30 protein-coding genes and 2 tRNA genes are annotated in these 25704 nt (G+C 37.7%); 18 read left to right on the plus strand and 14 right to left on the minus strand.

Annotated elements, in window-relative coordinates; genetic code table 11:
- Positions 1-49 precede the first annotated feature (49 nt).
- The 5 genes from G3I01_RS00835 (at position 50) to G3I01_RS00855 (ending at position 3564) form a co-directional block, all read left to right on the plus strand.
- Complete coding sequence (locus G3I01_RS00835) at positions 50-583, plus strand: DUF1697 domain-containing protein (RefSeq protein WP_219550254.1); 534 nt, start codon at positions 50-52, stop codon at positions 581-583.
- 126 nt (positions 584-709) lie between these two features.
- Positions 710-1294, plus strand: coding sequence for a Crp/Fnr family transcriptional regulator (locus G3I01_RS00840; RefSeq protein WP_219550256.1), 585 nt, complete (start codon positions 710-712; stop codon positions 1292-1294).
- A gap of 91 nt (positions 1295-1385) precedes the next feature.
- Positions 1386-1928, plus strand: coding sequence for a YceI family protein (locus G3I01_RS00845; protein WP_219550258.1), 543 nt, complete (start codon positions 1386-1388; stop codon positions 1926-1928).
- Positions 1929-1933: 5 nt separating this feature from the next.
- Positions 1934-2872: a ring-cleaving dioxygenase gene (locus G3I01_RS00850; protein WP_219550260.1), complete on the plus strand. Its 939-nt coding sequence runs from the start codon at positions 1934-1936 to the stop codon at positions 2870-2872.
- A gap of 71 nt (positions 2873-2943) precedes the next feature.
- Positions 2944-3564, plus strand: coding sequence for a dienelactone hydrolase family protein (locus tag G3I01_RS00855; protein ID WP_219550262.1), 621 nt, complete (start codon positions 2944-2946; stop codon positions 3562-3564).
- Positions 3565-3785: 221 nt separating this feature from the next.
- Here the strand turns inward: G3I01_RS00855 and G3I01_RS00860 are convergent.
- The 6 genes from G3I01_RS00860 to G3I01_RS00885 form a co-directional block, all read right to left on the minus strand.
- Positions 3786-3859, minus strand: a tRNA-Arg gene (locus G3I01_RS00860).
- Between the two features lie 87 nt (positions 3860-3946).
- Entirely contained in the window at positions 3947-4222 is a 276-nt protein-coding gene (locus tag G3I01_RS00865; protein WP_108171233.1) for an ATP-dependent Clp protease adaptor ClpS, read from the minus strand.
- Between the two features lie 52 nt (positions 4223-4274).
- On the minus strand, positions 4275-5108 hold the full coding sequence (gene prmA, locus G3I01_RS00870; RefSeq protein WP_219550264.1) for a 50S ribosomal protein L11 methyltransferase: 834 nt from the start codon (positions 5106-5108) through the stop codon (positions 4275-4277).
- Position 5109: 1 nt separating this feature from the next.
- A complete protein-coding gene (gene tpiA, locus G3I01_RS00875) occupies positions 5110-5862 on the minus strand; it encodes a triose-phosphate isomerase (RefSeq protein ID WP_219550266.1) in 753 nt (250 codons plus the stop codon).
- 152 nt (positions 5863-6014) lie between these two features.
- The gene (locus G3I01_RS00880; RefSeq protein ID WP_219550269.1) at positions 6015-7109 is read right to left on the minus strand and encodes a BT_3928 family protein; all 1095 of its coding nucleotides are present in this window, start codon (positions 7107-7109) and stop codon (positions 6015-6017) included.
- 4 nt (positions 7110-7113) lie between these two features.
- Positions 7114-7677 carry a DUF1599 domain-containing protein gene (locus G3I01_RS00885; protein ID WP_219550271.1) on the minus strand — a complete coding sequence of 188 codons (564 nt, stop codon included), beginning with the start codon at positions 7675-7677 and terminating at the stop codon, positions 7114-7116.
- 88 nt (positions 7678-7765) lie between these two features.
- On the opposite strand from G3I01_RS00885, the gene folP reads away from it, so the two are divergent.
- Positions 7766-8590 (plus strand): dihydropteroate synthase, encoded by an 825-nt coding sequence (folP, locus tag G3I01_RS00890; protein WP_219550273.1) that lies wholly within the window; start codon positions 7766-7768, stop codon positions 8588-8590.
- Positions 8591-8627: 37 nt separating this feature from the next.
- Positions 8628-9401: a diadenylate cyclase CdaA gene (gene cdaA / locus G3I01_RS00895; protein ID WP_219550275.1), complete on the plus strand. Its 774-nt coding sequence runs from the start codon at positions 8628-8630 to the stop codon at positions 9399-9401.
- A gap of 6 nt (positions 9402-9407) precedes the next feature.
- Here the strand turns inward: cdaA and G3I01_RS00900 are convergent, their stop codons facing one another.
- The gene (locus tag G3I01_RS00900) at positions 9408-11174 is read right to left on the minus strand and encodes an ABC transporter ATP-binding protein (protein ID WP_219550277.1); all 1767 of its coding nucleotides are present in this window, start codon (positions 11172-11174) and stop codon (positions 9408-9410) included.
- Entirely contained in the window at positions 11175-11921 is a 747-nt protein-coding gene (gene truA, locus G3I01_RS00905; protein WP_219550279.1) for a tRNA pseudouridine(38-40) synthase TruA, read from the minus strand. It abuts the gene before it with no gap.
- 111 nt (positions 11922-12032) lie between these two features.
- On the opposite strand from truA, the gene G3I01_RS00910 reads away from it, so the two are divergent.
- Entirely contained in the window at positions 12033-12521 is a 489-nt protein-coding gene (locus G3I01_RS00910; RefSeq protein ID WP_219550281.1) for a metallophosphoesterase family protein, read from the plus strand.
- 135 nt (positions 12522-12656) lie between these two features.
- On the opposite strand, the gene G3I01_RS00915 is transcribed toward G3I01_RS00910, so the two are convergent.
- Positions 12657-13067 carry a DUF4293 domain-containing protein gene (locus tag G3I01_RS00915; protein ID WP_219550283.1) on the minus strand — a complete coding sequence of 137 codons (411 nt, stop codon included), beginning with the start codon at positions 13065-13067 and terminating at the stop codon, positions 12657-12659.
- A 192-nt stretch (positions 13068-13259) separates the two neighbouring features.
- On the opposite strand from G3I01_RS00915, the gene rho reads away from it, so the two are divergent.
- Positions 13260-14948: a transcription termination factor Rho gene (rho, locus tag G3I01_RS00920; RefSeq protein WP_219550285.1), complete on the plus strand. Its 1689-nt coding sequence runs from the start codon at positions 13260-13262 to the stop codon at positions 14946-14948.
- Between the two features lie 163 nt (positions 14949-15111).
- Here rho and G3I01_RS00925 read toward each other — a convergent pair.
- Positions 15112-15184, minus strand: a tRNA-Gly gene (locus G3I01_RS00925).
- A gap of 47 nt (positions 15185-15231) precedes the next feature.
- On the minus strand, positions 15232-15684 hold the full coding sequence (locus G3I01_RS00930) for a GNAT family N-acetyltransferase (RefSeq protein WP_219550287.1): 453 nt from the start codon (positions 15682-15684) through the stop codon (positions 15232-15234).
- A gap of 47 nt (positions 15685-15731) precedes the next feature.
- Between G3I01_RS00930 and G3I01_RS00935 the strand changes: the two genes are divergently transcribed.
- Genes G3I01_RS00935 through G3I01_RS00945 form a run of 3 tightly spaced genes read left to right on the plus strand, consistent with a single transcriptional unit; the run spans position 15732 to position 18234 of the window.
- Positions 15732-16283, plus strand: a complete 552-nt coding sequence (locus tag G3I01_RS00935; RefSeq protein ID WP_219550289.1) for an ATP-dependent Clp protease proteolytic subunit — start codon at positions 15732-15734, stop codon at positions 16281-16283.
- Between the two features lie 2 nt (positions 16284-16285).
- Positions 16286-16570 (plus strand): GNAT family N-acetyltransferase, encoded by a 285-nt coding sequence (locus G3I01_RS00940; protein WP_219550291.1) that lies wholly within the window; start codon positions 16286-16288, stop codon positions 16568-16570.
- Positions 16571-16602: 32 nt separating this feature from the next.
- Entirely contained in the window at positions 16603-18234 is a 1632-nt protein-coding gene (locus tag G3I01_RS00945; RefSeq protein WP_219550293.1) for a L,D-transpeptidase family protein, read from the plus strand.
- Position 18235: 1 nt separating this feature from the next.
- On the opposite strand, the gene G3I01_RS00950 is transcribed toward G3I01_RS00945, so the two are convergent.
- Positions 18236-18970: a murein L,D-transpeptidase catalytic domain family protein gene (locus tag G3I01_RS00950; protein WP_219550295.1), complete on the minus strand. Its 735-nt coding sequence runs from the start codon at positions 18968-18970 to the stop codon at positions 18236-18238.
- A gap of 530 nt (positions 18971-19500) precedes the next feature.
- Between G3I01_RS00950 and gpmI the strand changes: the two genes are divergently transcribed.
- From gpmI to G3I01_RS00980, 6 genes are read left to right on the plus strand one after another with little or no spacing between them, the layout of a single operon-like run.
- The gene (gene gpmI, locus G3I01_RS00955; RefSeq protein WP_219550297.1) at positions 19501-21018 is read left to right on the plus strand and encodes a 2,3-bisphosphoglycerate-independent phosphoglycerate mutase; all 1518 of its coding nucleotides are present in this window, start codon (positions 19501-19503) and stop codon (positions 21016-21018) included.
- Between the two features lie 9 nt (positions 21019-21027).
- Positions 21028-21585, plus strand: a complete 558-nt coding sequence (locus G3I01_RS00960) for a thioredoxin family protein (protein ID WP_219550299.1) — start codon at positions 21028-21030, stop codon at positions 21583-21585.
- A gap of 51 nt (positions 21586-21636) precedes the next feature.
- The gene (locus G3I01_RS00965) at positions 21637-22044 is read left to right on the plus strand and encodes a hydrolase (protein WP_219550301.1); all 408 of its coding nucleotides are present in this window, start codon (positions 21637-21639) and stop codon (positions 22042-22044) included.
- A gap of 8 nt (positions 22045-22052) precedes the next feature.
- Positions 22053-22868 carry a type I methionyl aminopeptidase gene (gene map, locus G3I01_RS00970; RefSeq protein WP_219550303.1) on the plus strand — a complete coding sequence of 272 codons (816 nt, stop codon included), beginning with the start codon at positions 22053-22055 and terminating at the stop codon, positions 22866-22868.
- A complete protein-coding gene (locus G3I01_RS00975; protein WP_219550305.1) occupies positions 22861-23424 on the plus strand; it encodes an HNH endonuclease in 564 nt (187 codons plus the stop codon). Before map ends, G3I01_RS00975 begins: the two co-directional genes overlap by 8 nt.
- A gap of 3 nt (positions 23425-23427) precedes the next feature.
- Entirely contained in the window at positions 23428-24192 is a 765-nt protein-coding gene (locus G3I01_RS00980) for a class I SAM-dependent methyltransferase (protein WP_219550307.1), read from the plus strand.
- 3 nt (positions 24193-24195) lie between these two features.
- Here the strand turns inward: G3I01_RS00980 and G3I01_RS00985 are convergent, their stop codons facing one another.
- Both G3I01_RS00985 and G3I01_RS00990 read right to left on the minus strand, forming a co-directional pair.
- Positions 24196-25209, minus strand: coding sequence for an FAD:protein FMN transferase (locus G3I01_RS00985; RefSeq protein WP_219550308.1), 1014 nt, complete (start codon positions 25207-25209; stop codon positions 24196-24198).
- Between the two features lie 3 nt (positions 25210-25212).
- Positions 25213-25569, minus strand: coding sequence for a Na(+)-translocating NADH-quinone reductase subunit F (locus G3I01_RS00990; RefSeq protein ID WP_219550310.1), 357 nt, complete (start codon positions 25567-25569; stop codon positions 25213-25215).
- Between the last annotated feature and the right edge of the window lie 135 nt (positions 25570-25704).

Consider the following 25704-nt stretch of genomic DNA (forward strand, 5'->3'; position numbering starts at 1 on the left):
TGATTTGCGCTAACCTATAACAAAAGCAACAATTAGAATTAACACCGAGATGAACAAAAAAATTGCAATCTTAAGAGGAATCAATGTAGGCGGAAAGAGAAAGATCTTGATGAACGACCTGAAAGCCCTCAGCGACGAATTAGGATTAGAAGACGCTCAAACTTACATCCAGAGTGGAAATCTCATTTTTAATTCTAACAAAGAAAATTCAGAATTAGAAGACATGCTGGAAAAATCCATATCGGAAAGGTTCGGATTTGAGGTACCTGTAATTGTTCGGGATTCAAAAGAACTTGAAACTTCTGTTAGTAAAAATCCATTCTTTAAGGATCCTGATATTAGTGAATTACACCTAACATTTTTAAAAGAGAGCCCTTCAAAAGAAAATTTAGAGAAAATACAATCCTATAAGTGCGAGCCAGACAAATTTAAATTAGAGGGAAACAATGTTTTCATATTATGTAAAGGGAAATATCACCAAACAAAATTGAGTAATAATTTTTTTGAAAAGAAACTGAAGGTGGGAGCTACGACAAGAAATTGGATAACTGTTTTAAAATTAATTGAGTTGAGTAAAAAATAGATCTGAATTTGGCCAAAAAGGCTTATCAAAAAAAACTGGCAACATTTCTTATTTTCTCAAAAGACCAAGAGCCGAAATCAATAAGCAAAACGAGATTTTCTATCTTTAGGCAATCTTGTTACTATTATGCTGGAAATTCTAAAAAACAATCTTCAACGCAGCCTGGGAAGTGATATTCCTGAAGAATTATTTGATCTAATTGAGAAATATTCCTTCAAGAAATCTTTCGATAAAAAAGAATTACTCGCTGAGGCCGGTGTTGACTGTAAATATCAATATTTTATAATTGAAGGATCTGCTTATTCTTTTTATGTAAATGAAAAGGGTGATAAAAATGTCATTGAACTCGCTATTGAAGAATACTGGATCACCGATGCTGCCAGCTACTTTACCGGCAAGCCTGCTGTATCTACCATTGAAACGCTGGAGCCTACCACAGCACTCCTCATTAATCGTCAGGATTACGATAAACTTTGCTGCTCCCATCCCCTTTTTGATAAATTCTTCCGCATCTTATTGCAAAATGCCCTGGCATCCCTTCACCAGCGGATCGCTAAAACCATAAGCGAGGAAGCCGAAATTAGATATCAGGAATTTTCCGAAAAGTATCCACATTTTATTCAGCGCATTCCCCAATATCTCATAGCCTCCTATTTGGGGATCAAACCCCAGTCCTTAAGCAGGATCCGCAAAAATCTTGTTCAAAAGTAAATACTTCTCTTTCCGAAGTTAACATAGGTGAACGAAATCGAAGAACTAAAAAAAGATCTTTGAATAGAAATAATTAAAAAAAACAAAGCTTATGGAAACTACAAAAACAACCATTTGGAAACTGGACCCGTCACATAGCGAACTTACCTTTAAAGTAAAGCACCTTATGATAAGCAATGTGAAAGGGGAATTTCAAAATTTTGATGCACAGATCGTTACTGAGGGAGAGGATTTTAATAGTGCCAAAGTTACAAGTACAGTAGAAGCAAATTCAGTGTATACCAATAATAAAGATCGTGACGAACACCTAAGAAGTGCAGATTTCTTTGATGCTGAAAAAAATAAAGAACTTAAATTTGAAGGAACCGACTTTGAAAAACTGGATGAGGATAATTATAAATTAACCGGCATGTTAACGATTAAAGGAAATTCAAAAGAAGTGATCCTGGATGTTGAACACGGTGGAATGGTGAAAGATCCTTACGGACAAGAAAAAGCTGGATTCTCAATAAACGGAAAAATAAACCGTAAGGAATTTGGATTGACCTGGAATGCCGCCCTGGAAGCGGGAGGAGTAATGGTAAGTGATGATGTTCGTATTAATGGAGAATTACAATTTGTAAAACAAGCTTAAAGATCATGGAAAATAAAATTTTAGGATTACATCATATCACCGCAATTGCGGGCGATGCACAGAGAAATTACGACTTCTATACCAAAACCCTCGGGTTAAGAATGGTAAAGAAAACAGTAAATTTTGACGATCCTCAAACTTATCACTTTTACTTTGGAGATGAAGTAGGCACCCCTGGAAGTATTCTAACATTTTTCCCATGGGCGAATGTTAGACAAGGGAAAAATGGTGCAGGAATGGCTACCGAAATTGGATATTCTGTACCTAAAGGCAGCCTTGAATTCTGGAAAGATCGCTTTGAAGAGAAGAATGTAAGGCATTACCAGATCACCGAGCAGTTCGGAGAAAGAAAACTTCCCTTTCAGGATCCTGACGGTTTAAAGCTGAGTCTTATTGAAACTGAACATAATGACGACAGAAAGGGCTTTGAAACTGCAGAAGTAAAGGCAAATGCGGCCATAAAAGGTTTTCATGCCGTTACATTAAGCCTGAAAAATAATACTGCTACAGCAGAAATATTGACCGAAGTTTTTGGATACAAAAAAGTAACAACTGAAGGTAATTTAACTCGTTATAAAACCGATACGGTTGAAAATGCAGCAATAGTAGATCTTTTAGAAATGCCTGATCTGCCCAGAGGACTTAATGCAGGTGGCACAAATCATCATGTAGCTTTTAGAGTGAAAGATGAAGAAACTCTTATGGAGATGAGGGAGAAAGTTCTTCAAAAAGGATTACAGATCACTGAGAAGATCGATCGGGATTACTTCTTTTCTCTTTACTTCAGAGAACCGGGAGGAGTTCTATTTGAGATCGCGACAGATAACCCGGGATTTGCTACAGATGAAACTGTAGAAGAACTGGGAAGCAGCCTTCAGTTACCAGACAGGTACAAAGGCGCAAGAGAGCAGATCGAAAGAGCATTGCCAGATTTAAAACACTAAATTTATTGATGAAAGTTCGGAGTAAGGTTTTAAAGATTTATTCTCCGGACTTTTCTTTTTAAACTAAAATTATGCACACTAAAAATATAATTACAGGCGGGAAAGATATTTCAGAAGCAAAAAAGGCACTTATCCTATTGCACGGGCGTGGAGGCAGCGCACAGCAAATACTGTCCCTTGCCGATAATTTAAATACCAAGGACTTTGCTCTTTTTGCACCCCAGGCAACCAATAATACCTGGTATCCTTATTCCTTTTTGGCACCGCCTAGTCAGAATGAACCATGGCTTTCTTCGGCCTTAGATATACTAAATCAGCTTCTGGATGATATTAAAAGTGAGGGCATCGCTTCCGAGAATATTTACTTTGGAGGTTTCTCTCAAGGCGCCTGTCTAACCGCTGAATTCGTTACCCGAAACGCAGAACAGTTTGGAGGAATAGCAATTTTTACCGGCGGACTTATAGGTGATAATATCTATCCTGAAAACTATAGCGGAGATTTTAACGGCACCCCGATTTTTATTGGGGCGGGAAATCCGGATGCGCATGTGCCAGTTGAAAGAGTAAAGGAAACTCAGAAAATAATGGAAAGTATGAATGCCAAAGTTAGCGTATCGATTTATGACAACAGGCCGCATACCATTTCCCAGGATGAGATTGAAAAGGCTAATCAACTGGTATTTGAAAATTAAGAAGATGCTATAAATTACTAAGGCAAGCTTTCATGTGGAAGCTCTTTTTAAAAAAATTGAAATTCTACAAAACACAAAAGCGAACTAATTAGTTCGCTTTTGTGTTTATTTCGTGACCTCGCCAGGATTAAATATCCTCAAAAAGCTCCGCTTCGAAAATACTTTAAACAAAAAAACGCTCAAGTAAGCTTGGCGTTTTTTCTAATTAAAGTATTTATTCGTGACCTCGCCAGGATTCAAACCTGGAACCTTCTGAGCCGTAATCAGATGCGCTATTCAGTTGCGCCACGAGGCCTTTACATTGCCGCTCTACTGTTTTGCAAAGCGGGTGCAAATATATTGTTTATTTTAAAATCTGAAAAGATTAAAAGGATTTTTTGTTCTAAATTATTTCTGCGCTTAATCCTGCATCCAGTAATTTAGAACATCGGGGTTTTAATTCTTCATAAATCCCCGTCTTGACAGTGCATTTTCCTTTATAATGAACCAGGATAGAACACTGCTCAGCCTGTTCCGGAGTGTGGTCACAGGCATATATCAGGGTTTCAATTACATGATCGAATGTATTATAATCATCATTGTACAGTACGATCTCATTCTCTTTCTTTTCTTTGGTCTTTACATCAACCTCTTCTAATAATTCTTCTTTCGTGCTCATCTTCAAAAATTTCTCTTCACATGGTTCAAAGATACAAAATATGATAAAATACTCAGCGTGAAAACTTTACAGCAACCCAATCGTTCCTTTCAAAATTCTCTACGTAATATAATCCGAGCTCTTCACAAGCCTTTTTTATTTGTGGCAGGTCATTCTCATAAAATCCGCTGAGAAAAATACTTCCATCAGCTTTAAGGCATTTTTCATAGATAGGTAGATCCCTGATTAATATATTCAGATTGATATTAGCCAGGATCATATCATATGATCTACCCTCAAGTAGTTCTGCCCCACCTTCTTCAACGTTTATATGCTCACAATCGTTGCGGGAGATATTCTCAAGAGTATTAAGGTAACACCAGTTATCTATATCTATAGCATCAATGGTCTTCGCCCCTTTCATCGCTGTGATGATCGCCAGAACGCCTGTACCCGAACCCATATCTAAAACCGATTTGCCTTCCCAGTCATTTTTCAGGATATGCTGGATCATCATATGCGTAGTAGCATGATGACCAGTTCCAAAGGACATCTTCGGCTCGATCACAATATCAAATTCTGTATCGGGTTTTTCATGAAAGGGTGCTCTCACACTGCAAACCTCATCTACCAAAATGGGAGTAAAATTCTTTTCCCATTCTTCATTCCAATTCACTCTTTCGATCTCTTTTTGATCATAGGTGATCTTGAAATCTTCAGACTGAAGAATATGCACCCCGGCTAGAAGGTCATCCTCATATTCCTCTTCAGGAATATATGCCGTGATACCATCATCATTTTCAACAAAACTTTCAAAACCCAGATAACCAAGTTCGGCTATAAGGATCTCTGAAGCCGGCTGAACCGGATCTATGGTAAAATGAAATTCAAAATAATTCCCAGCCATTTTAGAATGAGTTTACGATAGCCATAAAGTCTACCGCGTTAAGACTGGCACCACCAATAAGTCCACCATCTACATCTTCTTTTGCAAAGATCTCTTTTGCATTTTTTGGCTTTACACTACCTCCATATAGGATCGAAGTATTTTCAGCTACTTCCTTACCTACATTTTTATTCAGAAGGTTTCTAATATGCTTGTGCATTTCCTGCGCCTGCTCTGGACTTGCAGTTTCTCCTGTTCCTATAGCCCAAACTGGTTCATAGGCAAGAATAATATTTTTCCATGAGCTCTGCGGAAGATTAAATAGAGCCTCTTTCAACTGTTGTTCCACAAGATCGAAATGTTTATCACTTTTTCTATCTTCAAGTTCTTCCCCAAAACAAAAAATGACGGTCATTTCATTATCGATCGCTGCCTTTACTTTTTTGGCCAATAACTCACCATTCTCGTTAAAATATGCGCGGCGTTCGCTATGTCCAAGAATAACAGTATTTACTCCTACGCTTTTAAGCATAGATGCGGAAACCTCCCCCGTGAAAGCACCTTTTTCGCTCTCATGCATATTTTGAGCAGCAACGATAATAGGGGTGCCTTTTAAAGCCTGAAAAGTGGGATACAAATTTGTAAAAGACGGAGCAACCATCACTGTCGCTTCAGGCTCTTTAACCATTTGCAGTTTTAATTTTCCTAATAATTCTTCGGTCTCTGCAAGATCATTGTTCATTTTCCAGTTTCCGGCAACTATTCTATCTCTCATGATATTATATTTTGGTTCGTTAGTTCAATTTTAAGAAGATCAAAATTTGATCCTGATCAACCACAAATATAAGTAAAGGAGGTTTGAAAGTTTCTTAAACCCAAGCTAAACCTTCAAGTTTTAGGGAGTATTCAACAGATTACCGAATGTATTTATAATTCGATATCAGATGCGTCGAACCAATGCTTTTTCTGGGTGATCGTTCCATTATTAAGCGTAAGAAAGCCAGGATTAGAACGAATAATCGTCTTTAGGGCAGTTTCATCAGTCTGGTAAAAATCGAAATTAAGATCGAATTCTTCTTTCAGTTCAGATTGAAATTCCGGGCCAGAAGCAGTAAGACCTATTACCTTATATCCCTTCTGCAGGGCTTCTTCACTTAGGGATTTTACGGCTTTATAGCCATCTTTTTCAGTAGCCCTTAAATTATACGTTACGATCAGCAAGACCTTGTCTGCCGTTAGAACTTCATCGGTTATATCACCTTCTTCTCCTTCAATAACGAAGTCATGAATTGGAGCGATAGAATTCTCTCCGGTTTGCGTGGTTTCCACACCAATGAATTCACCATCTACCTGTGGATACGCACCGTTATTTTCAATGACCTTTTCCTCTCCATCAACCTTGAATTTCCAGCTATAAATTACCTCAGCCTGCTCTGCGCCTTCAGGTATTTTCATTTTCTCCGGAATATTGTTTCCAATTTTATAAGGCCTGAAATCGAAAACCGGCAAATGCATCAATACATGATAACAAAAAGCAAAGCTGGCCATGAAGGAAGCAAATACCACCCATTTGTGATATTTCAGCGGAAAAATAGGATTGATGTACTTCTGATTAAAAAAGATGAGCAGAATCAGAACCAGCAATATTACGTCCTTATAGAAGGACTCCCATGGTGTAAGCGGAATTGCATCCCCAAAACAACCACAATCGGTCACTTTATTGAAATAAGCGGAATAAAAGGTTAGAAATGTGAAAAATATGATCATTCCCAGCAAACTCCAGCTGGTAAATTTAGGAGCATATCCAATTAGCAGCATGATCCCCAGCACCATTTCAAAGATGACTATAAGGATAGCAATTATGAGCGCAAAGGGAATTAAAAATGGAATATCGAGTACAGGTTCACTAAAATATTCCTGCAATTTGTAAGAGAAGCCTACCGGGTCATTTAATTTGATGAATCCTGAAAAAATAAAGAGAACTCCCACCAGGATCCTGGCGATACTTACAATTGCTTTCATAATATTATTTTTTGGATGCTGCTTTTTCCTCGGCTTCACTGAAATGTATCATGGCGAAAACCGAATAATTAATCATATCCTGATAATTAGCATCGATACCTTCGCTCACTAGTGTTTTACCTTTATTATCCTCTATTTGTTTAACACGTAATAGTTTTTGAATAATTAGATCTGTTAGAGAACTAATGCGCATATCACGCCAGGCTTCGCCGTAGTCATGATTTTTATTCATCATCAACTCCTTTGTTTCCTGTATCTTTTCATCATAAAGTTTTATAGCCTCCTCTGGAGTTAGATCTGGCTGAACTGCAATTCCCTTTTCCAGTTGAATAAGAGCCATGACAGAATAATTGATGATACCAATAAATTCAGATTTTTCATCCTCATCTACTTTACGCACTTCACTTTCCTGTAACTGCCGAATCCTTTGGGCTTTGATAAATATCTGATCGGTAAGTGACGGCAACCTTAAAATTCTCCAGGCACAGCCGTAATCTTTCATTTTATTTAGAAACAAACTGCGGCAACTCGCGATCACCGCGTCGTATTGTTTTGAGGTATCCTGCATGAAGTAGATGTAATTTGCGTAAATTTCGGGCAAATATTTCAGATAGTCAAAGTTAATTTCCCGGCTATCAAAAAACCTAAATTACAATATGTTTATCAACTGCAAAGGAAATCTTATTGATCTCGCTCAGCCAAAAGTGATGGGCATTATTAATATCACTCCAGATTCCTTTTACAGCGGAAGCCGTTCTAATACCGAAAAGGAGATCCTTACCAATGCTGAAAAAATGCTTCAGGAAGGAGCCACTTTTCTCGATCTTGGAGCCTATAGTTCCAGGCCGGGAGCAGATGATATTTCGATTGATGAAGAACTAGGCAGAATGATGCCCGCCATCGAGATGATCCTGAAGGAATTTCCGGTCGCCGTTCTTTCCATAGACACTTTCAGAGCTGAAGTTGCCGAAAAAAGTATTCAGGCTGGCGCTGCCATCATTAATGATATTTCCGCTGGAAAACTTGATGATAAAATGCTGCCGGCAATTGCGAGATATCAGGTTCCCTATATCATGATGCACATGAAAGGAACTCCGCAAAACATGAAAGATCTTAATCAATACGATGATCTAACCGCTGATGTTCTTTTTTATTTTTCAGAAAGGATCAGAGCGGCCAGAAATCTTGGTATTAATGACCTTATCGTGGATCCTGGTTTCGGTTTTGCGAAAAATATAGCTCAGAATTTTGAACTGTTATCAAAACTTGAGCTTTTTAAAAACCTGGAGCTGCCTTTACTGGTTGGAGTTTCCAGGAAAAGTATGATCTGGAAATCACTGGACATTTCTGCCAGTGAAGCACTTAATGGAACCACCGTTCTTAACACCACTGCCCTACTGAAAGGAGCAGGCTTTCTGAGAGTCCATGATGTTAAGGAAGCCATGGAATGCATCAAATTAACCCGTGAATTGATAAACTAATTTTAGTTTTTCTATTTTTACATAAAACCCCCGCAATTTGGACATCATAGATCTTCGAATTCTCGATATCCTGGATATTGTTTTTGTAGCCCTGCTACTCTACTATGTATATAAACTTGTTCGCGGTACCGCGGCAGTAAATATTTTCATCGGTATTGTGGTGATCTACCTTGCCTGGTTGTTAACCCAGCTGTTGCAAATGGAGCTTTTAAGCAGCGTTCTTGGGGAATTTATTGGGGTTGGGGTATTTGCCCTGATTGTGGTTTTCCAACAGGAAATTAGAAAATTCCTTCTAATGATCGGGTCTACTAATTTTACTCAAAAAGGAAGGTTCTTTAAAAGCTTTAAATTTAGCCGGGACGATTTCGAGAATAAGATAGATATTGATGCCATCATAGACGCTTGCGAATCTATGGGTAAGACCTATACCGGCGCATTAATGGTGATCCAGAAGAACAATAAGCTGGATTTTGTAAAGAATACAGGAGACAAAATGAAAATTGAATTGAATCAGCCAATTATTGAGTCTATTTTCTTTAAGAATAGCCCACTTCACGACGGGGCGATGATCATCGAAGAAAATAAGATCACCGCAACCAGGGTAATTTTACCGGTTTCCAATGATCGCTCAATTCCTTTAAGATTTGGTTTAAGACATCGTGCGGCAGTTGGTATTACTGAAAAAACAGATGCCCTGGCATTAATAGTAAGTGAAGAAACCGGGCAGACATCATATGTTAAAGATGGTCAATTCGTGATGTTTGAAACTCTAGATGAGTTGAAGGAAAAATTAAAAGAAGATCTTAGCTAAATTCTTTTATAAGGCCTCTTCAGCCTTGAACTGAACCTCATACAGTTTTCTGTAATAACCATCTGTCTTTTTAAGCAGTTCCTTATGGTTGCCAATTTCAACGATCTGGCCCTGGTCCATTACAATGATCTTATCGGCCTTTTTGATGGTAGCTAGTCTATGGGCAATTACAATGGAAGTTCGCCCTTCAGTAATCTTATCTGTAGCATCCTGGATCAGCTGTTCGCTATAAGAATCTACCGAAGAGGTAGCCTCATCGAGAACAAGGATACTTGGGTTACTTACAAAAGCTCTCAGAAATGAGATCAACTGTCGCTGACCAGATGATAACATCGCTCCCCTTTCTTTTACATTATAATAATAACCGTTTGGCAGGGTGCTTATGAATTCATGTATACCGATCTGTTTTGCCGCCGCAATCACGTCTTCATCGGTAATATCTGGATTATCCAGGTTAATATTATTCATTATGGTATCAGCAAAAAGAAAAACATTCTGTAATACCACGGCTATCTGAGCCCTTAAAGATCTAAGTTTAATATCTTTAATATCGGTTCCATCAACCAGAATAGATCCGCTATCTATCTCATAGAACCTACTCAAAAGATTAATGATCGTAGACTTTCCGGCTCCGGTAGCTCCAACGATCGCAACGGTTTCCCCTTCCTCAACTTTAAAGGAAATTCCTTTTAGAACTTCTTCATCATCTACGTAACTAAAGCGAACATCTTTAAATTCGATCTCTCCTCTAAGATTATCGATCTCAATAGTTCCTTTATCTTCTATACTTGCTTCGGTATCAAGGATTCCGAATACCCTGTTTGCAGCAACCATACCCATTTGCAGGGTATTGAATTTATCTGCGATCTGCCTCAATGGCCTGAAAAGCATTTGAGAAAGTTCAATAAAAGCTACAATAATACCAAGGGACATCTCGTCACCGGCAACCACTCTTAGTCCACCAAACCAAACGATAAGACCAATAGTAATGGAAGTCGACATTTCAGCGATCGGGAAAAATATTGAGTTATACCAAACCGTTTTCACCCATGCTTTACGGTGCTTATCGTTAATATCCTTAAAATTGGCATATTCGGTCTTCTCCCTGGTAAAAAGCTGAACGATCTTCATACCGGTAATTCTCTCCTGCACGAAAGTGTTCAGATTTGCCACCTGTGTCCTAACCTCTTCAAAGGCAAGTTTCATTTTCTTCTGAAATACACGGGTAGCATAAAGAATGAACGGAAGCACGGTCAAGACCAGAAGGGTCAATTCCCAGCTTTTATAGAACATAACCCCAAGAACTACCAGCATTTTAAGGAGATCACTAATGATCATGAACAATCCCTGACTGAAGATACTTGATATGGTTTCAATATCACTAACAGCACGGGTTACCAATCTTCCCACAGCCGACTTGTCATAATACTTCATTTTGAAGCCAAGCATATGCTCGAACAGCTTTACCCGTATATCCCGCACAACTCCTAAACCAAGCCAGTTGGCGTAATAAATAAAACAGAACTGAAAGACCACCTCCAAAACAAGCACCCCAAGCATGAGGCTTACGTAATAAATTAGGCTTTCAAAATCTGAAGGCATAAGAGCCTTGTCTATGGTTTCCTGTAACAGGATTGGCCTAAGCACAGCAAACAATGAGACAAGCACAGCTGCAATACCAACGAAATAGAAGATTCGCTTATAAGGATTGGTATATTTAAGCAGTCGCTTAAACAGATCCATATCGAACGCATTTCCCGTCTTTGTTGCCATTTATATTATTCTGATGTTTTCAGGATATTCTATCCTGGTTAAATATAATCCGTGAGCCGGCACCGAAGTCCCCGCCATTCCCCTGTCCTCACTTTCAATAACTTCATGAATATGAGCCACCGGATATTTATTCTGACCAATTTCTATAAGGGTTCCCACTATTGCCCGAACCATATTTCTTAGAAATCTGTCGGCAGTAATATGAAAAACCAACTTATTATCTTCTGCTTTCCAAACGGCATGATCTATTCTACAATTGTATGTTTTCACATCTGTCCTGCTCTTAGAGAAACTTTTAAAATTGGTATATTCTTTTAAAATAGCTGCCGCCTCGTTCATTTTTTCAACATCCAGTTCGTGCTTCAAAAACCAGGCAAAATCCTTACTAAAAGCATCCTTTTCCTGAACAATATGATATTCATAGCTCCTGGAGGTCGCATCAAACCTCGCATGAGCATCCTCCCTAACTTCAAAAATCTCTGAGATCGCCACATCTTTTGGAAGCATGGAATTAAGTTTATACTTCAACAAATTTGTATCTATAGTCTCTGAATTATCAAAATGTGCGAACATCTGTTTGGCATGTACGCCAGCATCTGTTCGCCCCGCTCCAACGATATCGATCTTAGAACGAAGAACCTTACTGAGGTTTTCTTCCAGAACCTCTTGTACACTTATAGAATCAGGTTGATTTTGCCAACCATGATAAGCTTTTCCAAAATAAGAGAGTTCTATAAAATACCTCAAGCTCCGCTTTATTTTTATATTAGCGAAATGCAAAGATAAGGCAATTATAACAAGGAGAAAGGCTTTGCTAAGCCATCCTTTGTTAAACGAATTTTAAATCTGAATCCAATTTTGAAAAAGATACTTCTCCTTAGTGATACTCACGGACATATTGACGACCGCATCCTGCATTATGCAAAAGAAGCAGATGAATTATGGCACGCCGGTGACATAGGAAGCCTTGAGGTCACCGATAAACTTGAAGCTGTAAAACCTTTAAAAGCGGTTTACGGTAATATTGATAATGCCGAAATAAGAAAAGAATTTCCACTTAACAACAGATTCATGTGTGAAGACATCGATGTCTGGATCACCCATATTGGTGGGTACCCGGGAAGATATTCGCCGGCTGTAAAAGAAGAAATAAGGAAAAATCCACCAAAAATCTTCATCTCTGGACATTCTCATATTCTGAAGGTGATGAATGATAAAAATCTAAACCTCCTACACATGAATCCCGGTGCTGCAGGAAAACAGGGTTTTCATAAGAAAAGGACCATGCTAAGATTCAAAATAGATGGAAAAAACATTAGTGATCTCGAAGTTATCGAGTTGGAATAATGTAACCACCTTAAGCTTAACCGATAGTATTTAAAATTAGAAATAAATCTTATCACATTCCTCGATTTTAAAATTAAAAAACCCGAAGCTTTCACTTCGGGTTTTTCACGCACTAATACTACTAAGATGATAGGCTTATCGTAATCGGTCAACAGATTTTACGAGATCTTCGTCCTTTTTGATGGCTTTATTCGCCAAAACAATAAAAACGATAGAAATAATAGGAAGAAACATCCCAATACCCTTCTCTGAAATATCCATTTCTCCAGGTAAAGTTAGAGACCAATAAACAAACACTCCTAGTAAAAAAAGGTTCAATATTATATTTAGACGCCCCAGCACAAACTGGAGTTTTCTATTTTTAAACATAAAGATGCTTACCAAAGAAATTGCAGCAGATGCGATAAACATCCCAAATGCAATCAATTCATCTATGGCGTACACCGACTCCCCCGCATTATTTTCCCAAAGAGGAAATACAAATATAAGGCCTGCAGCCGTAATAGCTGCTATAAGTAGGTAAACAGTTTGTATTCTTTGAAGCATATTTCTTACTGTTGCGGCACAAAAATAAAAGATTCTTTTTAGAATTACTGTCTAAAAGTTTAAAATAAAGTTGTATTATTGCAAGAACATTTCGTAACCCATTCAACGTTGGTTACTTAAGTCTCCAAACTTTTTGTTCTTCCTCGAGAAGTTTTTTAAATCAATCCAAACGAAAATTATTTTAACGCATACATGTTTGAAATTTCAGAATTAAAAGCTAAAAAGCTTCCTGAACTTAAGGAAATCGCTGAAACGCTGAATGTTCCTAAGTACAAGACTTTAAAAAAACTAGATTTGGTGTATCAGATTCTGGACTACCAGGCATCAAATCCTAACAAAGTGAAAGAAGTTCTTACTGACGACAACAACCAGGAACAGGCAAAACCAAAGCCTGCCAAAAAGGTAGGAAGCGAAAAAAGACCTCCAAGATCTTCAGCTTCTTCAAAACCTTCTCAAGCGAAGCCATCAGGAAAAGATTCCAGTCATTCTTCTAAAAAGGATGATTCAAGGAATTCACCTACACCTAAAGGAAATAGCAGGGATAGAAACCAAAGCAACAAAAAAGACACCCGAAGTCGCAACGATAACAGAAATGATAATCGCAACGACAACAGGAACGACAATCGTAACGACAATCGCAACGATAACAGAAACGATAATCGCAACGACAACCGTAATGATAATCGTAATGACAGTCGTAACGATAACAAAAAAAATAATGGAAACCGCGATAACAGAAATCGTTACCGCGAGCCAGATTACGAATTCGATGCTATCATAGAAAGTGAAGGAGTACTGGATATCATGCAGGATAACTATGGTTTCCTGAGATCTTCAGATTACAACTACCTTACTTCTCCAGATGATATTTATGTATCCCAGTCACAGATCAGGCTTTTTGGACTGAAAACCGGAGATACCGTACAGGGACAGATTAGACCTCCTAAAGAAGGAGAGAAATATTTCCCACTTATTAAGATCAATAAGATCAATGGTCTTGACCCACAAGTGGTGAGGGATCGTGTTTCTTTTGAACACCTTACTCCTCTATTCCCTAAAGATAAATTTATTCTTGCTGAAAAGCAGAGTTCTATATCTACCAGGGTAATGGATCTTTTTGCGCCTATCGGGAAAGGACAACGTGGCATGATCGTTTCTCAACCGAAGACAGGTAAAACCATGCTTTTAAAGGATATCGCCAATGCAATTGCAGCGAATCATCCTGAGGTTTATCAGATCGTTCTACTTATTGATGAAAGACCTGAAGAGGTTACCGATATGCAGCGTAATGTAAAAGGTGAAGTCGTTGCTTCAACCTTCGACAAAGAAGCTCATGAACATGTAAGAGTTGCCAATATCGTATTAGAAAAAGCAAAGCGTTTGGTAGAATGTGGTCACGATGTAGTGATACTTCTTGATTCTATCACCAGACTTGCGAGAGCTTACAACACTGTTCAACCTGCCAGCGGTAAGGTATTGAGTGGTGGTGTAGATGCTAACGCCTTACATAAACCTAAAAGATTCTTTGGAGCGGCTCGTAATATTGAGAACGGAGGTTCGTTGTCTATTATAGCAACAGCGCTTACTGAAACCGGTTCTAAGATGGATGAAGTGATCTTTGAGGAATTTAAAGGAACAGGTAACATGGAGCTTCAGTTAGATAGAAGAATTTCTAATAGAAGAATATTCCCTGCGATAGATCTTGTTTCTTCAAGTACACGTAGAGATGATCTACTTCTTGATGACTCGACCATTCAACGTATGTGGGTGCTTAGAAAGTATCTTGCAGACATGAATCCGGTAGAAGCAATGGAATTCATTAATGAAAAGATCAAAAATACCAGAAATAATGAAGAGTTTTTAATCTCTATGAACGGTTAAAAAATCAGATCCCTACTTATAAAAAGCCGGATGCATTTTGCTTCCGGCTTTTTTAATGGAATTAAACCTACTTGTATCGCTATCAATTCAATACAGTAAGTCACCTTCCAACTACAATAAATTAATGCATAAAAAAAGCTCCATCTTTCAATGGAGCTCTTAGAGCGGGAGACCGGGTTCGAACCGGCGACATTCAGCTTGGAAGGCTGACGCTCTACCAACTGAGCTACTCCCGCCTGTGGCTGCAAATATAATCTGAAACGATTTCAAAATCCAAAAAAAATCACAGCTTTTTTAAAAAATGATATCCACGAATTACATATCCTAGATTCATATAAAATTTATGGGAGGCAAAATTTTCAACATAAGAATTCAATTCCATTGTCTCACAGCCCTTTGACCTCGCATAGGAATGAATAAACTCCATGAGAGATCTTCCTATACCTTTTCCCTGATATTCATCTTCAATAAAAATATGATCGGCTTCACAGGCCCTCCCCGCGTAATGACGAGTCATGAACCAAAGTCCAAAAACTCCAATAAGTTTATTTTGATTGTAAATACCGAAGCATTCGTAATTTTGATCGAACATTTCCAGCAAGCGTTCCTTTAATAAATCCTCTGCTGGCGGCTCCTGATGTAGTTTCTTGAGGTAGGGTAAAACTTTAGCGGAATCTTCTTTTAAAATCTTGTTAAATGCCACTTCCATCATTCTGTTTTCTGCTAAAATAGTCATATTTTTAGCTTCGACTTACAAACAGAAATTACTCTTAAACATATTTCATGAAAAATAAAACCGGAAAGATCCAGGACTTAATAGATATAAAATTATTAGAAGAAAGAAAGATCTACATGTGGGGAGAAGTGAGTGACAAAACTGCCAAATATGTGATCGACAGGCTGGAATATCTTGACCTTGAAGGAGAAGGTGAAATTCAGTTATTCATTAATAGTCCCGGAGGTTATGTGACCGATGGATTTGCGATTTATGATACCATTATGAGCCTATCATCGCCAGTATCTACAATTTGTACAGGACTTGCAGCTTCTATGGGATCCATATTACTTTCAGCAGGTAATAAAGGAAGAAGATTTATACAACCACATGCTAAGGTGATGATTCATCAGCCAAGCGGTGGTGCCAGAGGCCAGGCTTCAAATATTGAGATAGCTGCTAACGAGATCCTTAAAACCAAACATCTAAGCGCCGAGATCCTTGCAGAAAACTGTGGCCAGACTGTTGAAAAGGTTTTAAAGGATTTTAACCGCGACTACTGGATGGATGCAAAAGAATCTATGGATTACGGTATCGTAGACGGTATCTACAAAAAATAAGCATGGAAATTAAACATAAGGAGAATAATAGCCGCGGCATGTTCTATATCGAAAACGAAAAGGGACTTATCGGCGAATTGACCTACCATAAAAGTGGAGATAATATTCTCACAATAGATCATACGGAAGTTAAACGTGAAATGGAAAACCAGGGAATAGGCTCCAAACTTATTGAAAAGAGCGTGGAATATGCCAGGGAAAATAATCTAAAGATAGATCCCCTTTGCCCTTTCGCAGAAGTGAAGTTTGACCAGAACGAATCTTACTCAGACGTAAGAATTTCCTAGGATTTACCTACCCTGAATTAATTTTTTTTAAAATGCGAAGCCCCTCCTTATTATTTACGCTGTTATGCCTGCTACTTATTGTTGGCTGTAAGAATGATAAGGAGGAGCCAGGCATTGAAGAGCGCAATGAAGTTGAAGAAATTGCGCAACTTACCGATGCTGATGAAATTGAAGATTTCTTTGACGATATCCAGGAAGAACCAACAGTCATTTATCATCCCAAAGAGATCTTAGAGTTCTACCAGGAAAATGATTTCGAACCGATTTGGACGAACCGGAATTTAAGGGAAGACCTTTTCAGAAATATCGAAAATATCGAAGATGAAGGATTATTCTTTGAAGACTATCATGGAGAAAATATTCAAAAACTTCTATCCTCTTTAGACACCAATTCTGAAGAAGAGAATAATTTTCTGGAAATTCTTTTAACCGATGCCTTTTTTCAACTAGCTCATGATCTTGGAACAGGAAAACTAAATCCCAAAGAGATCTATGATATCTGGGGCAGCCCTGTTAATGAAATAGATACTCAGGCTCTTTTAAAATCTGCGATAGCTAAAGAAAACATCACAGAATCCCTGGAATCAATTAAACCTGACCACATAGTATACAAAGGTTTAAAGAAAGCCCTGAAAGAGTTTAAAAAGACCGATTGGAGAAATGCTCCTGCAACCAGGATAAGTACCGGAAAGTTGATCAAACCAGGAGAATCTGATGACAGAATGTTCTCTATCACCAAGAGGTTGTATGAATTAGGTTTTTATAAGGGAAAAATAGATTCTACAAATACCAGGTACAACGATAGTATTCAGAATGCTTTAAAAGAATTCCAGAAGGAACATGATCTACAGATCGACGGATTGCTCGGAAATACCACCATCAAAAATTTAAATTACACTAAAGAAGATCGGCTACATCAAATGCTCATCAACCTCGAGAGATGGAGATGGTACCCCAGGGACCTTGGTGAACATTATATTATTGTGAATATTCCGAATTACGAACTTACAGTAGTGAAAGATGGCGATACTATTAGATCTCATAAGACGATGGTAGGAACAGAAGTTAGGAGAACGCCTGTATTTTCAGATGAAATAGGTTATATCATCTATAATCCTACCTGGACCATCCCTCCTACTATCAAAAAGAACGATGTGATTCCTGGGGCATCCAGAGACATTAATTACCTTAAAAGGAAAAATATCAAAATTTATGATGGTTCCGGAAAAATTATAGATCCGGCAGATGTAAATTGGAATTCATCTAAAGCTCGATCCTACACATATAGACAACCCGCAGGGCCCTCAAATCCTTTAGGTGTCGTAAAGATCATTTATCCGAATGAATATATGATCTATCTTCACGATACGCCTTCAAAAAAATTATTCGCCAATAACGCCAGGGCACAAAGTTCCGGCTGTGTTAGAGTGGAGGATGCATTAGGCCTTGCCGGCTATTTACTGAGTGACCAGGAAAAATATGATGAGGAAAAGATCGAAGAAATATTAAAATCTGGTAAGACTACTGAAATTAAAGTTACCCAAAATGTAAAAGTGCATCATTTTTACTGGACAGCATTTCAAAAAGAAAATACCATCAAATATATTGATGATATCTATGATCTTGATCAAGAGCTTTGGGAGCTACTTAAACCTGAAGCTTAGATTATACGCTTAAATAGTCTGAATTCTCCAGGTAGTTCTTATCATTTTTATGAATATACACTACCGACTTTCCTTTGATCTTATTGATAAGTTCCTTTGCGATCTTATTTGGTACGGCAGGACAGCCATAACTTCTACCAAGTCTACCAATTCTTTTAATGAAAGTTGGTTCAGCATAATCTGCACCATGAATTACCACGTATCTTTCCCGTGCATTAGAATTGAAGCCTTTCTCCATTCCATCTATAAATAGAGATAGTCCGTTTTTGCCGTAATAGGTCTCGCCTGTTACATAGAATCCTAAAGAGCTCTTATGAGAATTCTGTTTATTGGAAAAGCTCTCTGCAAATTCGCCTCCGGTATTCTGCCCATGAGCCACGTAAGTATTAAATATCACTTCCCGTGTATCCATATTCAGGATCCACATTCTCTTTTTAGTAGAAGAAAGATTGAAATCAATTACTGTAAGTAAAGGATTGGAAATTTTTCCGGCCTCATCCAGCTTCATATATCCGGTAATGGCTTTTTCGAATACCGACAATTGCGGCATGGTAGAATTTTTCAAGGAAAATGATTCATATAATTCAACCACCTTCTCTTCAAAAGATTTTTCGATTTCAATTACGGGAAATTCTTCAGGGATTTCGGAATCTTTAGAATTGTTGATCTCAGATGCGCTTGTAAAGGCAAATGAAAAAATTAATACTCCAACAACTGTAAGGATTCTATACTTCATATAATTATGTTTTTTAGATTCTGTTAATAAAAACCAAAAGTCCTGCCAACGTACGAAATTTGAAAATTAATCTGCAAAAATTTCAAAATTTAACATTTGAAACAGTTATAATACTTAAAATGAGCATAATAATGCAGTTTCCAGGCGTTCTAGGTAAACGTAGAAAAGCTTATAATATTTTACTCCAAAGACATATAAATGTTAAAAAATTAAGCATCCTGATTCTCAGGCACTCAGAAAGATTTGTTAAAGAATCATATAACAGGAGATATAGAGATAATTACAATAAATGAATTTTACGTTTATAGATTAATTATAAGCCTGATCGTGTGCGTTAGTGAGTAAAATCGAAGAAAAATTCAATTAAACCTGAATCGATTTTTTTATTCAGAAACGACAGTCATATTCGTTGAAGGAAAAATTTTATAGGATGAAAATAGAATGTGGATAGTTTTAATAAAACATTATACTCGGTTGGTCTGGCATTACATTCAATTGTTTTTATCTTTAACCCCAAACTATTTTAACAGATGAACAAGAAAGTCCTTTTAATGATATTGGATGGTTGGGGAATCACTCAAGATGAAGATGTATCGGCCATTGCGCAAGCCAAAACACCTTTTATGGATTCCCTTCCAGAGAAATTTCCTCATGCTACGCTTAGAACAGACGGTATGAATGTTGGCCTTCCAGAAGGTCAGATGGGAAATAGTGAAGTGGGACATATGAATCTTGGCGCTGGCCGAATAGTTTACCAGGATCTGGTTAAGATCAATATGGCGGTTGAAAAAGACACCTTAAAGGATGAACCCGTTCTTGAAGAAGCTTTAAATTATGCCGTAAAGAACAACAAACCCGTTCATTTTATGGGACTTGTTAGTGATGGTGGTGTTCATTCCCATATAAACCACTTAAAAGGTCTATTATCTGCCGCAGAAAAACTTGGCGTAAAACAAAAATACGTACACGCCTTTACAGATGGTCGTGATGTGGATCCACATTCTGGAAAAGGTTTTATTGAAGATCTACTTCCACATCTAGAAGAAACAAATTCCAAACTGGCTTCGGTGATCGGTAGATATTATGCTATGGATCGTGACAAGCGCTGGGAAAGAGTAAAACTTGCTTATGATCTGATTGTGAAAGGTAAGGGTCAACAAACTACAGATGCTCTGACAGCCATACAGGAAAGTTATGATAATGATGTAAGCGATGAGTTCATCAAACCAATAGTTCTTAACGATAATAACGGTAAACCTGTTGCTACCCTTAACGAAAAGGATGTGGTGATCTATTTCAATTTCAGAACAGATAGAGGCAGGCAGCTTACGCAGGCATTATCTCAGGATGACTTTCCAGAATATGAAATGAAAAAATTACCGTTGTACTATGTTACCATGACCAAGTATGACGACAGGTTCAAGAATATAAATGTGATATTCAAAAAATCTAATATTAAAGCTACGCTTGGAGAAGTATTGGAATATGAAGGCAAGAAGCAAATAAGAATTGCTGAAACTGAAAAGTATCCTCACGTTACCTTTTTCTTCTCAGGTGGTCGGGAAGAACCTTTCGATGGTGAAAAAAGAATCATGTGCAATTCACCAAAAGTGGCAACTTATGATATGCAACCAGAAATGAGCGCATTTGAAATAAAGGACAAGATCCTTCATGAAATTGACAAGGAATCGGCTGATTTCATTTGCCTGAATTTCGCAAATCCGGATATGGTAGGTCATACCGGAGATTTTGATGCTGCTATTAAGGCATGCGAAACCGTTGACACCTGCGCTAAAGCTGTAGCTGAAGAAGCTTATGATCATGGATACTCAGTAATTATTATTGCTGATCACGGAAATAGTGAAGTCATGAAAAATCCTGACGGTAGTCCTAATACGGCCCACACTACTAATCCGGTGCCTCTTATCCTGATGGACAAAGACGTAAAAAGTATAATAGATGGTAAGTTAGGGAACATTGCACCGACTGTTTTAAAACTTATGGGCATTACCCAGCCAGACTTAATGACCGAAGACCCTTTAATCTAACTAATTGTTATGAATAAATTATTTATCCTATTGGCAGTATTGACCTTAAGCTGTGGAAATACTGTAAGAAAAACAAATGTTGACAAAAGAGTGAGTGAGGAAATTAATGAAGAGGATCTGCAAAAGGATATGCTCTTAGGAGAATTTCACAAGAAGGATCTACAGCAAAAACCATTTTCAAGCTGGTTTGAGCCGAGATATGATAAATTTTCTCCTGAAGCCGCTTCAATGGAAACTATCAAGGAGAACATTGGAGACTACGACATTAAGGTTCTAATGGGAACATGGTGTGGCGATAGTAAAAGAGAATTACCAAAATTATTAAAGATCCTTGACCAGGCAGATTATAATTATGATAATCTAGAAATGGTAGCAGTTGATTATAACAAGACTACCCCTTCTAAGATCGAAGAAGAATTGAACGTTCACAGAGTACCAACGATCATTTTTTACAAAGACGGTGCAGAAGTGAATAGGTTTGTAGAGTATTCTCAGGGAGAAAGTATCGAAGAGGATATTGCTAAAATAGTAAGTGGGGAAAAGTACAAAGATTCCTACACAGACTAACTTAAAGCCTGGCTTAATACTAAAATTAGAAAATATTAACTAATTTCGCATATGCCCAATTCTCTTACGTTAGCAGTTGATTTTGACGGGACTATAGTAGAGAACAGATTTCCTGAAATAGGAAAACCTATACTTTTTGCATTTGAGTCCCTTAAAAAATTGCAGGATGAAGGTCACAGAATTATATTATGGACCTACCGTCACGGTGAAAGTCTTGAAGAGGCTGTTAAGTTCTGTGAAAAGAACGGACTAAAATTTTACGCGGTCAATAAAAGTTACCCCGAAGAAGAATTCGACGATACTATTAGTAGAAAGATTCTTGCAGATATTTTTATTGATGACCGTAATCTAGGAGGTATGAAAGGCTGGGGTGAAATTTTCCAAAGTCTTAGTAACGAAAGACCATCCAATAATAAAAAGAAGAAAAAGAAAAGATCCGGTTTATTCGGAAGATTGTAATAAAGAATATGATAATACCTAAATCCAGAGAAGAGATAGAATTAATGCGTGAAAGCGCACTAATAGTTTCAAAAACTTTAGGCATGCTAGCTCCAGAAATAAAACCTGGGGTGACCACTTTGCAACTGGATAAAATGGCCGAAGAGTTTATAAGAGATCATGACGCTGTACCAGGTTTCTTGGGATTGTATGATTTCCCGAATTCTCTTTGCATGAGCCCTAATGCACAGGTAGTACATGGAATTCCAAATGACACGCCATTAAAAGATGGTGATATTATCTCTATAGATTGCGGAGCTATCAAAAATGGCTTTTATGGTGATCACGCCTACACCTTTGAGGTTGGAGAAGTAGCGCCAGAGGTAAAGAAGCTCCTTGACGTGACCAAAGAATCTCTATACGTTGGTATCAGAGAATTTAAGGCCGGAAACCGTGTGGGTGATGTTGGATATGCCATTCAGAAATATACCGAGGATCATGGCTACGGCGTAGTAAGAGAACTGGTTGGACATGGTTTAGGTAGAACCATGCACGAAGATCCTGAAATGCCGAATTACGGTAAAAGAGGACGAGGAAAGAAATTTGTTGAAGGAATGGTAGTTGCCATAGAACCCATGATAAATATGGGAACTAAAAGGATAAAACAATTACCTGACGGATGGACAATATTAACCGCCGATAATAAGCCAAGTGCACATTTTGAGCACAATGTGGCGCTTGTTGACGGCAAACCCGAATTACTATCTACATTTAAGTACATTTATGAATCTTTAAAAATTAAAACCAAAGAAGAAGACGAATTTAGAGCAAAAGTTTATGATTAAAAGTTACAGACAGGAAATCTGGAAAACCCTACACAAAGATTCCTGGGAAGACCGCTTTGTCTACAAAGTCTCAAATTTCGGAAGAATGATCAGTTATCTGAAAAATCCCGAAGGAGACTTAATGAAAGGCGGAAAAGTAGGTGGATATTTAAACTTCGCGGTAAAATTGAAGAATGGAAAGCATAAGACGTATTACATTCATCGCATTATTGCAGAATTGTTTTTAGAGAAGAAAGAAGGTGATCAGTACGTGATTCACAAAAATTTCGTGAAGAACGACAATCGCGTTTCTAATTTGGCATGGGCCACCAAAGACGAATGGGTCCAACATCAATACGACAGTCCTAAGGTAAAGGAAAACAAAAAGAAGAGGAAGCTGAGAAAAGTTACTTCCTATTCCAAGCTAACCTATGCCCAGGCTGTTATTCTAAAGAAAAAACTTTTAGATCCCGAAAGGAAAACCCGTATCAGGGTACTTGCAAAGCAATTTGGAGTTTCCGAAATGCAATTGTACCGTATCAAATCGGGTGAGAACTGGGGAGATATCGAAGTATAGAGAATGAGTAATCTTTTTAAACTGGCCTTAAATTCAATTCCCAGGCCTGTTCTTATTAGAATTAGTTACCTGGTAAGGCCGTTTTTAAAGATTTATCTTAAAGGCTCGCGATATACCGATCCTATTGATGGGAGCGGTTTTAAGAAGTTTTTACCTTATGGTTACGAAAATCAGCGGGAAAATGTTCTTTCCCCCTCTACCCTTTCTTTAGAAAGGCACAGGCTTCTATGGCTTTATTTAAAAAATGAAACCGAATTTTTTAATAAGCAATTAAAGGTTTTACACTTTGCCCCGGAACAGGCTTTCTATAAGCGGTTCAGGCAACTTTCGAATCTTGATTATACTACTACAGATCTCAACTCTCCTTTAGCAGATGTTAAGGCCGATATTTGTGATCTGCCATTTAAAAATGAAAGTTTCGATTTTATTTTATGCAACCACGTTCTGGAACATATCCCCGATGACAAAAAAGCCATGCAGGAACTCTACAGGATCCTCAAGCCGGGGGGAACGGCTATCCTGCAAATACCTCAGGATCTAAATAGAGCTGAGACTTTTCAGGACGATTCTATTACAGATCTCAGGGAACGTTCTAAGATCTTTGGTCAATATGATCACGTAAGAGTTTATGGAAGAGATTATTTCGATAAATTACGCAGCGTAGGATTTAAAGTTGATGAAGTAGATTACACTTCTAAACTTTCAACAGCAGAGATCGAAAAATATAGATTGGCTCAAGGGGAGATCATCCCGGTTTGCCATAAATAACGGTTATTCCAGAATATTCTTTTTAAAATCTGGCGACTGGAATACCTTCATTTCACCATTCTCAGAAGAATACATTATATATACTTCCACCCCATCAAGGTCTTCGAGAACTTCTTTGGTCCTATCCAGGCCAAGAGCCATGAATGCAGTCGCATAACCATCTGCAAGCATACAATTCTCTGCAAGGACAGAAGCGCTTAAAATATTACTTTTTTCAGCCTTTCCTGTTTTAGGATTAATAGTGTGTACGTACTTCTGACCAGTTAAAGAATCTAGTCTGTATTTTCTGTAATTACCAGAAGTAGCCATCGCTGCATCCAATAATTTTACTTTAGCCTGAAGTCTTCTGTTACCTTCTTCCTGATTTGGATCATCGATACCTACTACCCACTCATTTTCATTTTCAAGATTTTTACCTTTTGCTCTTAATTCACCTCCAAGCTCTATAAGATAGTTCTCCACATTTTGAGATTCCAGATATTCAGCGATAACATCGATGGTATAACCTTTAGCGATCGCATTAAAATCCAGATATATTGAAGGATTTTGCTTTTGAATAGTTCCGTCATCTTTGATCTTGATCTTATCTAATCCCACAAGTTTGAGCAAAGAGTCCAGGGATACACTATCGATCTCTTTTAATTGTTTTCCAGGGCCAAATCCATAAGCATTAACAAGAACACCTACAGTTGGATCAAAGAACCCATCGCTCTCCTTATAGATCTTATTAGAGGCATTAAAAACTGCCTTGAAATTCTCATCAACTTTCACGGTAGTATCTCCACGATTAATTCGTGAAATATCAGATTTGGTGATATAAGTACTCATGGAAGAATTGATCGCATCAAGTATACTATCTAATGATTTTTCGAAATTGAAGTCATCTTCTGAGAAGTAATGCACCATATAGGTTGTGCCTAGAGCTTCCCCTGTGAATTTATGACTACTTACATCTGAAGATCTATTGCATGAAATAATAGTAAAGGCTAATAAAACTAAAAGGGAAATCTTTCTCATTTTCTAAAATTCTTTCCAACCGGAATAATTAACAATATAATCCTCATCGCTGGTGATGGGTTTTTCATAATCGCTGGAATTCGCAAGACCAACACCTGCATAAAAGGTTCTTGCATTAAATTTCTGAGCGTGCTCCTTGATATCTTTCATAAAGGCCGGATCAAAGGCATTTGGATCATCGGGATATTCAATAGCTCTTACGATCACAAAATGCAATTTGGATTCCTTCAGAGCAACGAACTGAGGATTTTTCTTTAACTTACTATTCACTCCAAGAAATTCATATCCATTATCCTCAAGGTCCTTGCCTACGATATTCATCGCGAGATTATGCAATTCCTGTTTATTTAATTTCGGCATGAGATAAAGATAAAAATTAGATGATTAAAAATTGATTATGGTCCAGCAGAACTTGTTACGGCTTTTCAAATTAAAGGTTATTGAGATCCTGAAATGACGAATTACATAATTCTTATAACTTCAAATAAATGCAAA

Origin of the sequence: Gramella sp. MT6, from assembly GCF_019357415.1 — a bacterium.
Classification (GTDB): Bacteria; Bacteroidota; Bacteroidia; order Flavobacteriales; family Flavobacteriaceae; genus Christiangramia.